11 protein-coding genes are annotated in these 13,217 nt (G+C 64.1%); 3 read left to right on the forward strand and 8 right to left on the reverse strand.

Annotation, left to right across the window (positions count from 1 at the left end; genetic code table 11):
• Nucleotides 1–2 precede the first annotated feature (2 nt).
• Genes J3E61_RS16140 through J3E61_RS16150 form a run of 3 tightly spaced genes read right to left on the reverse strand, consistent with a single transcriptional unit; the run spans nucleotide 3 to nucleotide 2,351 of the window.
• On the reverse strand, nucleotides 3–647 hold the full coding sequence (locus tag J3E61_RS16140; RefSeq protein ID WP_210084219.1) for a cutinase family protein: 645 nt from the start codon (nucleotides 645–647) through the stop codon (nucleotides 3–5).
• Between the two features lie 24 nt (nucleotides 648–671).
• Complete coding sequence (locus J3E61_RS16145; protein ID WP_192721986.1) at nucleotides 672–1,340, reverse strand: cutinase family protein; 669 nt, start codon at nucleotides 1,338–1,340, stop codon at nucleotides 672–674.
• A gap of 15 nt (nucleotides 1,341–1,355) precedes the next feature.
• Complete coding sequence (locus J3E61_RS16150) at nucleotides 1,356–2,351, reverse strand: EamA family transporter (RefSeq protein WP_210084220.1); 996 nt, start codon at nucleotides 2,349–2,351, stop codon at nucleotides 1,356–1,358.
• A 75-nt stretch (nucleotides 2,352–2,426) separates the two neighbouring features.
• On the opposite strand from J3E61_RS16150, the gene J3E61_RS16155 reads away from it, so the two are divergent.
• Nucleotides 2,427–2,981, forward strand: a complete 555-nt coding sequence (locus J3E61_RS16155) for a CGNR zinc finger domain-containing protein (protein WP_210085588.1) — start codon at nucleotides 2,427–2,429, stop codon at nucleotides 2,979–2,981.
• 6 nt (nucleotides 2,982–2,987) lie between these two features.
• Here J3E61_RS16155 and J3E61_RS16160 read toward each other — a convergent pair whose 3' ends face one another.
• From J3E61_RS16160 to J3E61_RS16175, 4 genes are read right to left on the reverse strand one after another with little or no spacing between them, the layout of a single operon-like run.
• Nucleotides 2,988–5,003, reverse strand: coding sequence for an FAD-dependent oxidoreductase (locus J3E61_RS16160; protein WP_210085589.1), 2,016 nt, complete (start codon nucleotides 5,001–5,003; stop codon nucleotides 2,988–2,990).
• Nucleotides 5,004–5,041: 38 nt separating this feature from the next.
• Nucleotides 5,042–8,245, reverse strand: coding sequence for an AAA family ATPase (locus J3E61_RS16165; RefSeq protein ID WP_210084221.1), 3,204 nt, complete (start codon nucleotides 8,243–8,245; stop codon nucleotides 5,042–5,044).
• Entirely contained in the window at nucleotides 8,242–8,802 is a 561-nt protein-coding gene (locus J3E61_RS16170) for a hypothetical protein (protein WP_210084222.1), read from the reverse strand. The genes J3E61_RS16165 and J3E61_RS16170 overlap by 4 nt, the downstream gene beginning before the upstream one ends.
• Nucleotides 8,799–10,364: a hypothetical protein gene (locus tag J3E61_RS16175; protein WP_210084223.1), complete on the reverse strand. Its 1,566-nt coding sequence runs from the start codon at nucleotides 10,362–10,364 to the stop codon at nucleotides 8,799–8,801. The genes J3E61_RS16170 and J3E61_RS16175 overlap by 4 nt, the downstream gene beginning before the upstream one ends.
• An 84-nt stretch (nucleotides 10,365–10,448) precedes the next feature.
• Here J3E61_RS16175 and J3E61_RS16180 point away from each other — a divergent pair, with 84 nt between their 5' ends.
• Entirely contained in the window at nucleotides 10,449–11,135 is a 687-nt protein-coding gene (locus J3E61_RS16180; protein WP_210084224.1) for a hypothetical protein, read from the forward strand.
• Nucleotides 11,132–12,184, forward strand: a complete 1,053-nt coding sequence (locus J3E61_RS16185; protein WP_210084225.1) for a polyprenyl synthetase family protein — start codon at nucleotides 11,132–11,134, stop codon at nucleotides 12,182–12,184. The genes J3E61_RS16180 and J3E61_RS16185 overlap by 4 nt, the downstream gene beginning before the upstream one ends.
• A 3-nt stretch (nucleotides 12,185–12,187) precedes the next feature.
• Here the strand turns inward: J3E61_RS16185 and J3E61_RS16190 are convergent, their stop codons facing one another.
• Complete coding sequence (locus J3E61_RS16190) at nucleotides 12,188–13,195, reverse strand: DUF4331 family protein (protein WP_210084226.1); 1,008 nt, start codon at nucleotides 13,193–13,195, stop codon at nucleotides 12,188–12,190.
• Between the last annotated feature and the right edge of the window lie 22 nt (nucleotides 13,196–13,217).

The raw sequence follows: 13,217 nt of genomic DNA on the forward strand, positions 1-13,217 counted from the left end.
GGCTAGAGCAGGCCCGCGGCAAAGCCCGCGGCTTGGCTGGTCGGCCCACCCACATAGGAGCGGTGTGAAGCCAGGCTTTCCCCGTCGGTCTGGCAGATCGGGTCACCGCCGTTGCACAGATCGATCGCCCGGCCGCCCCACACCGGACTGACGGTGAGCGGCAGCCCCAGTTTGGCTGACGGATTTCCGAACGCCGCGACGGCCGCAACATGATCGGGCGCGTTGGGTGGCAGCGGGTTGTTGAAGCCGAGAACGGGCAGCGGCACTGCGGCGATGACGTCGACCACCGCCGCGCCCTGCGAGTAGCCGCCCAGCACCAGCCTGGTGGTCGGGCAGTTGTCGACCATGAACTGGATATGGGAGCTCATGTCGTTGGCCCCGTCGGCCGCGGCGAGGAAGTCGAAACTGGCGGGGTAGTTGACCGCGTACGCGCCGACGGACCTGCCGCCGACCTTGCTTCGCAACGAGTCGACGAACGCGCCGCCGACATTCCCAAGGCCTGGGGCGTCATTGGTGCCGCGGGCGAAGACCACCTCGATGTCAGGGCAGTCGTCGGCCGACGCGACCCCAGTTGGCATGGGCGACACCACTGATGCGAGCACAGCGGCTGAAGCGATGGCGAAGCGGCGAAGTCGTCTCGAATGCACAAGGAATTTTAGCGCGTAGACAGTCTAAATTATGCCCGCGACATAGCGCGCGGCCTGATCCGTCAGGCCTGCGCTCACATAATCGCTGTGAGCGAACGGGTTGCGGCCCCGTGAGCAGATCGGGTCGCCGTCCTTGCACAGGTCGATCGCGCGCCCGCCGAACACCGATCCAGTGATCGGATTGCTGAACTTCGTCGCCGGGTTGCCGAACACCGCGACCGCGGCGACGTTCGGGACGAGGTTGTTCGCGAGCGGGGGCGCCGAACCGATCTCGCCGATCTTGTTACCAAGCGGCGGAATGCCGGCCAGCATGTCGACGACCGCCGCGCCCTGCGAATATCCGCCGAGTACGAGCTTCGTGGACGGGCATGAGGCGGCCATCGTCGCGATGCGCGCGGCGGCGTCGTTGGCGCCGTCTGCTGCGGCGAGGAAGTCGTAGCTGGCGGGGTAGTTCACCGCGTAGGTGGTCATGGTGCGGCCACCGACGAGCCCTCGCAGCGTGTCAGCGAAGGCCTGGCCGGGGTTGCCGAGGCCGGGCGCATCGTTGGTGCCGCGCGCGAAGATGACCTCGATGTCGGGGCATGGGTCTGCGGTCGCCGACGGTGCGACGGCCAGGGGGGTGGCCGCGCAAACCACGGCCGCGGTGATCGCGGCGAGCCGGCCTGACATCTTGAGCAAAGTCACGCCGGTCATCTTCACATATCGAGATCAGCTCCGGCCAACCGTTTGGTCAGAGGGCAGGCTTTCCGCCAGCGTCAATTCGGCCAGCTTCTCGGTCCGATCGCCCTGGCGAGCGAGCGTCAGCCCGACCAAAACGACGACGCCGCCGATCGCCTGTGTCGGCGTCACGGCCTCGCCCAGCAAAACCCAGGCGGCCAGCACGGCGAACATGACCTCGGAGAGGCCGACCAGAGACGCGAATCGCGGCTGCAACCGGGCGATGCCCATGATGCCGAGCGTGTAAGCGATGGCGGTGGGAATCAGGGCCAGCGCGATGACGGGCACCAGCCACGACATCGTCCACCCCGCGACCACGGCCTCGGTGGTGGTGAACGTCAACGGCATCAGCCCGGTGACACCCAGGGTCGCGACGGCCGCAGCGCCGACAATCAGGCCTGCGGTCGCCAGCGTGATCGAGTTCAGGCCGTCTCCGTCGGCGGCCACCGAGGAGGACATCAAGAAGTAGCAGGCGGCGCACACGGCGGCGGCCAGCGCCCAGCCGACACCGACCAAATTGATGTGGGCGCCCGCAAAAACGTTGAGTACCAACATGATTCCGACGATTGCCAGTGCGACTCCGGTCAGCGTGAGTGCACTTGGCCTGCGTCGACTGGTGGCCCAGACCCACCCGACCACCAGGATCGGGGCGGTGTACTCCAATAGCAGTGCGACGCCGACGGACATGTGCGCCACGGCATTGAAGTAGCAGAGCTGCGCGCCCGCTATGGGGATCAGTCCGTAGGCGACTACGGTCTTGCTGTGCTGCAGTGCCTCGCGGACCCAATCGGGTTTCAGGACTGTGGCGAAGATGATCATCAGCAGGGCGCCGCCGGCGAGGCGTGCGGTGACAGCGGCCGTCGGGCTCCAGCCCGCCTCCATCAACGACTTGGCAAACGGCCCGGAGCAGCCGAAGGCGAAGGCGGACCCGACCGCGAGCAACAGACCGACTCGGAAGTGGTCAACCGTTGGCTGTGTGGTCGCCATGGGTGCACCTCCGGGATGTAATGAGTAAAATCTGCTTTGGTCGTGACGCTACGCCGGGAAGGGGTCATGGGTCAAATGCTTTTCAGTCATGACACCGAGATCACCCTGCGCGCGGCATGTGCCCTGATCAACAGCGATCGGGTGGACGGTGAGCGTCTCGGTGACGCCGCCGCTCTCGAGGCGTTTCTGGATGGCTGGGGCTATACCGGTCGGCGTGACCACGACAGCGCCGAGCTGACGTCCATTCATCGGCTGCGCGAGCGGCTGGGCCTGATCTGGGCGACCGCCGACGACGAGGTGCGGACCGTCGAGCAGGTCAACGGGCTGCTGAGCGACACCAAGGCGTCGCCGTGGCTGACCCGTCACCCCGAGATGCCGGAGTGGCATCTGCACCTGGCGTCACAGCACGATCCGCTCTGGCAGCGGATGGGGGCCGAGTTCGCGATGGCGCTTGCCGACCTGATCCGCATCGGGGAACTGCGACGGCTCAAGGTCTGCGCGGCGCCAGACTGCGAAGCAGTGCTGATCGACCTGTCGCGTAACCGGTCGGGCAAGTTCTGCGACACCGGCAACTGCGGCAACCGCCAGCATGTGGCGGCGTATCGCGAGCGCCGGTCCAAAGGCGAGTGAGCGAATTCAAGGTAGGTAGAAACCGCGGATGCGGTGATACCGGCCGCGGGCGAGCAGCGCGTTGGCAGCCTGCAGGCCAGACATGACGGCGGCCTCGATGCAGCCGGCATTCATACCGCAATCGGTCCAGTCGCCCGCCAGCACCAGATTGTCGTAACCGCTTTCGTCGGGCCGCAGACGGTACCGATCGGAACCGGGCACCGACTGCACATACCGATCTGACGGATCGATGTTCACGCTGATGTGCTGGGTAGCCATCGCCGAGCGACCGCGTTGACCGTCCGCGCCGCAGAGCAGGTGCCACGCGAACCCTGTATCGCCGACGGCGTCGGGGAAGTAGAGGCCGAGGTTGGCGTCGACGTATGCAGTTGCCTGTGCGAGCACTGAGCGCACATGCCTCTCTACGTATGCGTCGGGCTCCTCGGTGACGGGCCAAGGTGCGTTGAGGCTGCCGCAGAAGTAGGCCACCGTGCCCGGCCGAGTGTCGTCTGGCCAATCCTCTGCCCACAGCGTTTGCGGCATTGAGGCCCAGGTTTCGAACGGCCTCAGGTAGGCGCTGATCGTGACGCCTGGCTCCTGCCACCCGAGAGCGGGTTCGGATGGCTGAAGCCACATCTGAAATGCCTGCGTCGCGACAGTACGGACGTGGCTGATCATTTCCCGCCATTCGGGTCGATCGCGGATGAGTTCATCGGCGACGACGGGGATCATGCCGAGCGACACGGCGAGCACCACCTGATCGAAATCCTTGCCGCGCTTAAGGACCCGTGTCTCGATGTCGTTGCGGTCGCCGAAGTGCGATTCGAGGTCCTTGATGCCCGGCCGAGGCTCGATTTGTTCGGCGATCGGCGCGTCGGGGAATACGGGAAGCCCACGAACGGTCGACAGCGGTTCGTAATGGCGGCGGCCGCCGGCCAGGCGCACCTGCCGACCAATGGTTATCGCTCCGATGGCGTGGTGGTTGGCGTCCAGATGCAACGCGTCGAGCCGATGAAAGAACTCGAACTCCACTCCGCGCCGGCGCAAGGCCTGATAGAGCGGTGCGATTACGACGTCGCCCATTCCCGCAGACATCTTCCAGAAGATCGCGCCCTTGTACTCGAACAACACCAGACCGATGAGGAAGATCATCAAACCCGCTGCGACGGCTGGTCGTTCGGGATCGGCTTCTTCGTAACCGAACACCAGATCGTAAACACCACGCACCAACGGAAACTCGAGTACGTCAGGGTGTCCGCCATGGCGAAGGATCCACTGCCCGAAATCCTCATCGTTGATGGCGCGGAAGCCGCGCGGATCCGTGACCAGGTTGTCGACGATGATGCCGCGGACCACCGAGGTGACGAGCGATATCAACAACCAGGACCGTTTGTGGTCGGGGCGGTGGTCATAGTCGATGGCGCAGCGGATGGCGTCCATCGCATGCTCGAAGAGCTTGACGGGGGTGGTTTCGAGGGTGTGTGGATTGGGAAGCGTCAGCATGGCCGCGATCAGCGCGCGTTGCACCGTTGCGATCCAACTGCCCGGAGCGTATGGCGCTGTTGTCATTGCGAGGCCGACGGGCGTCGCGTCTCGTTGCGAGTCCGCGAAGTCGAGCACGAGCTGCACCGCGCGTTGCACGAATCCCACCACGGTCATCTCGCGACCGTTGCCGTCCTGATCGCCTGGCAGCCGGCTGTTTCTGCTGAACGTGCCCAGCCAGGTCAACCAATCGTCGCCCCACTGGTCAGCAAGGCCCAAATTGTCGGCAGGAAGCATCGCTTGATCCCAGGTGTGGATCGGCGCGCCGGGATCGGTTGTTGCCCTGTCGAGTTCGGCATAGCAGTCACGCAGAAGCGCGAAAGCGTTCTCGTAGGATCCGAGCCAAATGTGTAAACCGTGCTCCTCGATGCGGCCGTTGGCACCGCGGCTGGATGCGCCCTTGCCGCCAAGGCGCCATCCTCGTTGGTACACGGTGATCGATTCGAAGCGGTCGCGCCATCCGGCTTCGCTGAGGCGCCATGCAGCGCTCAACGCGGCCATCCCGCCGCCGAGGACGACGACCTTTTCTCTCGGCCGCTTCACCCGAGAAGTGCCCGGGCGCGGGTCAGTTCGGGCCAGGTACTGCCCTGCGGAAAGCGTGCGAGCGCGTCGATCAGCATCTGATGCGCCGAGTCGGCATGGAGTTCGAAACTGTCTGCGGCAATGCGCAATTCGAAGATGGTCGCGGCCTGACGGCGCGCCAGGTCTGCGGCGGCGCTCAAGTCCGCTCGACGCGAATCCAAGTCGTCGGTCGTGTGGGCGCGCAACCGCAACAACTCGGCGTCATAGAAATGCATACCTGTCTCATCGGCGAGTTGCAGCGCGATCTGCAAACGATCGCGCGCGGCATCGCGCTGACCGGCCGCGGTCAGCAGGCGGGCCAGCGCCGCGTCATAGATCGTGATGAGTGACCTGACGGCCAACGCACGCCACAGGTCGACATAGGAGGTGATGGTCGCGATGTGCATCTGTAACTCTGCCGGGTCAACCGCGTCGCTGGCGAGCGACGACAGTGCGCTGATCATCGATTGCTGTGCGGCGCCGACCATTGCCCATGAGTCGAAGCCGTGTTGCATACCGCCGTTGGCCAGTGCGGTGGCGACCTGCATCGCGCGATCCAGTTGGCCGGCTTCCATCCGGATCAGCACCTCCATCTGGCGGGCATACGCCAAACTGAACGCGCCTTGGGGAAACGCGAGTGCCTCGCATCGGCGTTCGGTCCGCTCCAGTTCAGCCTCGGCGCTGGCCAAGTCACCCTGGATGTAGTAGGCCAGCGCGAGATGTGTGTAGATCGATGCCGTCCCCTCATTGGGCATGAACCAGACCGCCTCGAGTTCCTTTGCTCCTTCTTCGTTTCGTGATGACGCGGCTCCTTCGAGCCTCTCGCGCGCAGTGTCGAAATCGCCGCGGTACCAAGCCAGCATGCCGAATCCGGCGTCGTTATAGGGCAGAAACCACTTGCGCCGCCCGGTCAAACTCGCTCGTACGGATTGCAGCAGTCGTTCCACTCGGTCGAGATCGGCGCGCATCGCGTAGTAGCCGTACAGCGCGACCAACGTGGAGAAGAACTCGTCGTCAGCCAAATGACTGCTGGACAACTGAAGACACCGTTCGAAATCGGCGGCGGCGTTCGGGCTCGCCACGCCTTCCGCTGCCGAGACGAGAAAGCCGCGCCTGAGGCGGAGAGCGATCTCGAGCTGATCTCGGTCCTGCCCGGCCGGTGAGCGCTCGGCCTGTTCGACCGCGTGGCCAAGATACGTGCGGGCCTCGCCGAGCGCGCCTCGGCGCCGCGCGTCTGTCGACGCTTGCCGAAAGGCCTTCGCTGCTTCTGCGTACCGCTCTGCGTGCTCGTAATGCCGTGCCACCAATGGCCAGTCGGGGTTGGTGTCGCTGGCGGCGGCGAGGGCATCGGCGACCCGGCTATGCAGTCGCCGACGGAGACTCGGCGGCGAAAGTTCGGCCGCGACTTCGCGTATCAGTTCGTGCCGGAACCGCCAGCTGTGCTCATCGAGCGGCTCGAGAACCCGACCGTCGGTGAGTTCGCGTAGGACGCGGTCTGCGTGCTGCGGGTCAAGGTCGACGACAGATAACAGAAGGCCTCGGTCGATGCGGCCGCCGATGACGGCGGCGGCCTCGCCAACGAGCACGGCATCCGCGCTGGACCGCAGCCGCGCGATCAGCGCTTCATAAAGGGTGTCGGGCACCCCGACGCTTTCTGCCGCATCAGTCTGCTGATCCTTCAGCTTCGCCACGACTTCCTCGATGTAGAGCGGGATTCCGTCACAACGCCGACGTACCGCCCCGCGGGTATCCGTAGTCATCTCAGGATGAAGCGCGACTATCAACTCATCCGACTCATCGTCGGTCAACGGGTTCAGATGAAAGACCCGAGCTTTGGGACTGTCGGGTAACGATGCTAAATCCCGCCCGGTCATGACCATTAGCATGCGGCCGCCGAGGTCGGTGTCCAGCAAGGAATTCACCAGTTCAGCACTGTCTTCATCGAACCAGTGCATGTCTTCCACAAGTAGCAACACGGGACCATCGCGCATACATGCGACGAGATAGTTGCAGACCGCGGCGACGATCTGCTCGTAGAGCGCTCTGCCCTCCGCGTGCACCTGTTCGTAGCCGTATCGCGCATCGATGCCAAGTACAGGTGCCAGGAGTGGGACTACCGTCGCCGGATTCAGCGACTGCTGCCGGATCTCGGCTTCGAGATGCTCAAGGCGCTCTGTTGGATCTGACGTGCGGCTGATGCGGCATCGCCGCTCGAGCAGTCGGCGTACCGGCCACAGGCCCACGTCCGAATGGAAAGGCGATCCAATCAGTTGGAGCACCATGGCATTCGACCGCTCGGCCATCTCGACTGCCGCCCAGGCAAGCCGGCTCTTCCCGATCCCCGCCTCTCCCTGAAGCACCACGCCCGGGGTCCGAAGGCCACCCGATTGCGCCTCGTCCCAGCGGTCCGTCAGATAAGCGATCTGGCTGCGGCGGCCGATCAACGGGCCGAGCACCACCTTGGACACTTCGCGCTCACCGATGATGCGGAAGTGCCGGACCAAGCCCTCCACTCCCTTGACCCGTTCGGGCAGTTGCGCTTCTAGTTCGAAGCTGTCGCGAATCAGCGGCTCAATCGAGTCCGACACGGCGACGGTTCCGGGGTCGGCGAGACCACACATCCGCTCCGCCAGATTGGCCGCGAATCCGTAGACGTCAAGTTGTGCGGTATCCAGGTAAACGACTCCACGGTGAATGCCCACCCGCACATCGATCCCGAAACCGAATTGCTGCCGCACACGATCGCTCAGATCCGATACGGAGCGGATGATGTCGATCGCGGCCGATGCCGAGCGCTGCACGTCGTTTTCGTGCGCCTGGGGATGGCCGAACACAGCGAGGAGTCCGTCACCCTTCGTAGCACCGATGTAGCCCTCGTACTGTTCGACGATGCTGCGCACTTCGTCGCGGTAGCGACCAACGACGGTGCGATAGATCTCGGGCTCGACCCGGGTCGAGAGTGCCGTCGAGCCGACCAGATCCGCGAACAGGATCGTTATTCGCCGGATCTCGCCGTGTCCAGACGGCGCCGCCAGCAGCTCTTCGGCGTCGCTGTTGGTTCGGTCGAGGTCGAGCACCTGACCGGCCAATGCGTCCGCCGCTGCGCGATCTCCGCTGTTGATCGCGTCGACGGCCCGGTCTAGCAGCTCGTCGATACTCGGCTGATTAACGTGATCAGTCACAGGCCGATGGCAACGTCCACGACTTGCTGGTCGCCTGCATCCGCTTTGGTCGCGGGTCGCGCCACCATCGTCACCTGGCCGAAGTAAAAACCGCTTTGAAGATTGGTTCGGTCGACGACAAGCCGGAAGTGTTCGGTTCCTATTGGAAGGATCCCTGATGTCAGTCTGTCGTCCTCGCCGCTCTTCACCGCTTCGAAACCGATTCGAGCGCCGGGGATGGCGTCGCCAAACCCTCGACTCAGCGGAGACGTAACCGTCACTTCGTATTCGGAGTTCTGGTAGGGGCCAACGGGATACGGGTCCGACCGAGCCACATTAGCCGCCGACTTGAATCCGGGACCGGCAAGAAGCGTTTCGGCCAACTCCATGCCGTCGAGCAGATTGCCGTCGACGAGTTGCCTTACAGATCGTACGTAGTCGTCGTAACCGTACTTGCCGGCCGCCATCTTTTGGGAAGCATCTTCGGCGATCGCACCGCTTCGCCGAAGCATCCTGACCCAGATCTTTGCCATGTACTCGGCAAGCACGACAGGCTTGCTGGTTGTCGGATTCGTCATGGCGAACCATCCCCCTGCGGTTCGTCGGCTGGTGGGCTGCCTGCAGCGGGCCGGGTCGGAACACGGTTGAGCATGTCCTGCAACAGTCGCCATGGCTCGCTCGCCAGCTGCGCGCCGACCTTGCTGGTGTAGTCGACCATTTCCTTGACGGAGAGGTCGCCCTTGACCCACTTGTCAGCAATGACAACCGCGTCCTTCGTGGTGCTTTCGATGAAGTCGGCCATCCGGGTCGACGCTTCGGCCATCAGGATTCCCGCGACAGGAGGCACGCCAGCTCCGCCATCATCAGATGCCGTGGTCGCAGACGCGCGGTTGGAGCCTTGGCCTGCGGGGTCAGGCTCAGGTGAGAGCTGCCATGGAACCAGGGCGTCATCGGCGTCTTGGAGGGCGCCGCCCCTAAGTGCACAGTCGAACATCATCATTTCGCCGATCGAAACCCATCCGAGCACAGAGGCGTAGATGGCGACGGCCGTCGGGCTGAGGCCATCGATCGCGACCATCTTGCTGGTGAGGACCCGGGTGCCCTGGCCGTCGTTTGTTGGGATCAGAACGATGTATCCGCTGTCGACGCGCACCTGACCGGTGTCGCCGGTGCCCTTGCGCTTATCAGCGAGGTCGTAATTGATAATCGCGCTGCCACCCCGCTCCTGCTTCCAATACTTCAGCGCTGTCTTGATGACGTAAAGGTCCTTGTCGGTGCTGACCAACTCCAGCACCTGGCTGCGGCCTGCGGCCGGCTTCAGCTTCTGCATATCGACGAAGAAGGTGTTGCAGTTGTCCCAATTCAGAGGATCGACTATCGCCTTGACCTGGTCGATGCTGATAGCTGACCGCTCGAATTCGGTAGTGAGCAACGCGGCGAGGACGCCATCAGACTCGATCACCTCACCGGTGCACTTGCCCCGATACTCCCCATGTAGGGCGTCGGGCGCGTTGTCCATGCGGACGACGGGCCCGGTGCTCTCGCCGTGTACGGAGATCGCGGGGATCGCCGCGACCTGCGGCGCCACCAGGCCCTCGTCCGCAGCTTGGGCCATCATGACGGCCCAGTCGCCGCGGCCGGTAAACGCTTGCGTCATCTCGTTGAGGCGATCCACGCGACCATGGCGAGGCATCGGTGCGGAATCGGCACTGCTCAGCGCGTTGTCGTCGCCAGCCTGGCCGAGGGCCTCGTCCAGTCGGGTCGTATCGACGGTCTCGAGCACGGGGATGCGCTCACGAGGTACCAAGTCAGTGCCGATCAGGCTTCGCATCGCGGCGGTCGCATAAGTGAGACGAGCCCGCTCTCGCGGACCCATCACCTGTGATGCGGCGTCGAATCCTCCACCGCCGCCAGTGAGTTCGTCGAGCGCTTCGTCGAGGGTGGGGAACTCTGCGGCCGCCGGGTCAGTCGCATGCCGACGCACGAAATCCTGAATCTCGGCGTACCAGCCGCGTTGGCCCGGTCCTGTCGTGCCCGGCAGAAACTGCTCGATCTGCTGTCGCACCTGGCTGTCCGGGTTTTCCATCACGACTTGGTCGAAAGCGCCGTACACCGCTAACAGAGAATGGCCGACAGCCATTTGCTCCTCCTACCCCCCGCTGGCGCGCTTAGCATACCGTGGAGCGTACGCAAACCAGTCTGATTTGCGGGGGAGGATCTGCAGGTGAGCCGGGGTTTTGGCGATGACGGCAACATAACGGAGGTGCCGTGGGCGTCGGTCTTCGACCCGGCCGCCAATGTGCGCGCTCTGAACGCAATCCAGGCCCAGGGTTTCCGTGCTGCCAGCAAGCTGGTCGACCGCTTCGTCGGGGCGATCAATGACAAAGGTCCGGGAGAAACGTCGACGGGTTCTGCCGCAGATCTGGCCGAGGAGAATGGCGCCGGCCGGCGAAACAATCCGGATATCGAGAGACTGATGAATATCTGGTGGGCGATGGCGGGTCAGTTTCTCGTGGGTTCGGCGAAGCTGTCGAATTTGCCATTTGCCGGCCCGGCGACGCTTGAGTTCGGCCGGACCGGCGGCAACGGGACTCTTGAGCTTCACGCCGACGCGCCGGGTCGAGCGAGCACAGAGGTGTGGCTGCACAACAATGGTCCCGATCAGCTCGGCGAGATTCGGCTGCGGTGCAGCGATTTACTGGCCCACGACGGCGACATGGTGCCGGCGGCCACAGTGCACTGCGATCCGAATCCTGTTCCTATGCCGCGACGTTCGAGTCGAGGCGTCGAGATCGGGGTTGACGTGACCGGGGACGTCCGGCCTGGTGTGTATCGGGGAAACCTTCTGGCCGACGGTCATCCCGACGTCTGGCTTCCAGTAGTACTGACCGTCACATCGCTGCTGCCGTGACGAGCACCGCCGACCGTGCCGAGCTCGTCGCTGAGGTCGACGCCCACCTGCGCGGAGTGGCCAAGGTGGTTCGTCGCGCGATGCTCGACGCCATGCCGGACGGTGAACCGGCGCAATGGCTGTACGGGCCGATGCGCGAGTACCCGTCGCGGCCGGGCAAGGCGCTGCGGCCCGCGCTGTGTCTGTCCGCCAGCAGGGCGTTCGGCGCAGAGCCCGAAGCTGTCATGGGTATAGCGGTCGCAATTGAACTGCTGCACAACGCTTTTCTGGTTCACGACGACGTCGCCGACGGCAGCGAGATGCGCCGTGGCCGACCGACGCTTGCCGCAACGCACGGCATGGCCGCCGCGCTCAACGCCGGTGACGGCCTTGCCATCATTGCTGGGCAGGTGCTGCGAAAGGCGACCCGGCGACTGGATGGCGATCTCGCCGACCTGGTGTGGCATGAATTCGACACCATGGCCATGCGCACGCTGGAGGGCCAGGCAATCGAAGTCGGCTGGCAACTCGACAATGTCGAGGATCTAGGGCCCGACGACTACCTCGAGCTGATCATGCACAAAACGTGCTGGTACACCACGATCCACCCGCTACGTGTCGGCGCATTGGTGGGATCAGGCGGTAAGGCCGACCTGGCGCCGTTGGTGCGCTTCGGATTTCACTTCGGCGCCGCCTTCCAGATTCGCGACGACCTACTCAACCTCGTCGGGGACGAGCGTACCTACGGTAAGGAGATCCTCGGCGATCTGTACGAGGGTAAGCGCACGCTTCCGCTCGTCCATCTGCTCGCCAACGCGTCGGGCGTCGACCTCGAGTTTGTTCGAGACTATTTATGGCGCAACCGTTCCGAACGATCAGCTGACATGGTGAACGCGGTGCGCGCGCTGATGGACGACTACGGCAGCATCGCGTTCACCTCCGAATACGCCGAAGGCATTCTGTTGGTCGCCGAGGAGTATTTCGAGCAGGCGTTCGTCGATGCCCAACCGGGTCCAGATCTCGATTTTCTGCGCGCCTTGGTGCCTTATGTGTGGGCCCGCTGGCGCTGACGGTCACTGGTGCGGCGGTCCGAGGTACGGGAACTCCGCCAGGGTGTCGGTGTGCGGGCTCAGACCCGAGGGCGGGCACTCGCCCTTGGTCAGGAACGCCAGCCGGTAGTCGATGACGTCGTCGGTGAAGACGCGGCCATTCGGGTACTTCGCCGGCTTCGACGGGTTGAACGTCAACATGTCGGGCAGCGTGCCTTCGGTGTCGATGGCCGCGATGGCTTCCTCGCGCGAGTAGCCACCGGTGTGGCCCAGTTGGTGGATGAACATGTCGATCCACCGCTCCCGGTCGTGCACCGGCTCGCTGGCGTTGTACTCCTCTTTGGTGTCGTCGGTATTGAAGAAGCTGCTGACCGACGGGTGACCTGCGCGGTCGACGTGAAGCAGCCTGCCGTTTTCCCGCACGCTGCAACGGCCCCAGATCCGGATGTCGGGATCGGCCCCCAAAAAGCTGGTCGGCATCTCGATGGCGGCGCAGAACACGTTGGCCTTGGTGTTGGAATCGACTCCGGTCCAAGGGGATTCGCCGGGCAGCGTCAGATCGGTGAAGTTGCGCTTACCGGAGGTGTCGAACAGCTGCTTGACGCCGTCGAAGTCGAAGAAGAATGCGTCACTGCGGGCGCCTGCGAAGAACGTGAAGTCGCCCGAGGTGGCGATGTAGGGCTCGTCGCCGACGAACGAAACCGGAACGTTCGTGAAGATCCGTTCGCCGACGGCTTCGGCCTCTTCGGCTTCGTCATTGGCCGCCAAGTAGACGTCGACGGTCTGCTTGCCGTCCTTGGGTTCTGAGAAGACGTAGCTGAAAGCTATGTCGTTCAACAGATCTCCGTCGTTGTCGATCGCGACCCGGTAGATCGCGTCGGGGTGCAGCGCGTCGGCCAGCGGGTTGGCATTCATGATGATCACGGTCCGGCCCGGGTCGGCGGGCGAAACGAACGCGTAGAGATCGCACAGATCGAGACGCTGATCGCCGAGCGGCGGTCCAAGGGACAGGCCGGTGAAATGGTTGGACATGCAGCGGAACGTACATCTGTTT

It is taken from the genome of Mycobacterium sp. OAE908 (genome assembly GCF_017872775.1).
Lineage (GTDB): Bacteria > Actinomycetota > Actinomycetes > Mycobacteriales > Mycobacteriaceae > Mycobacterium.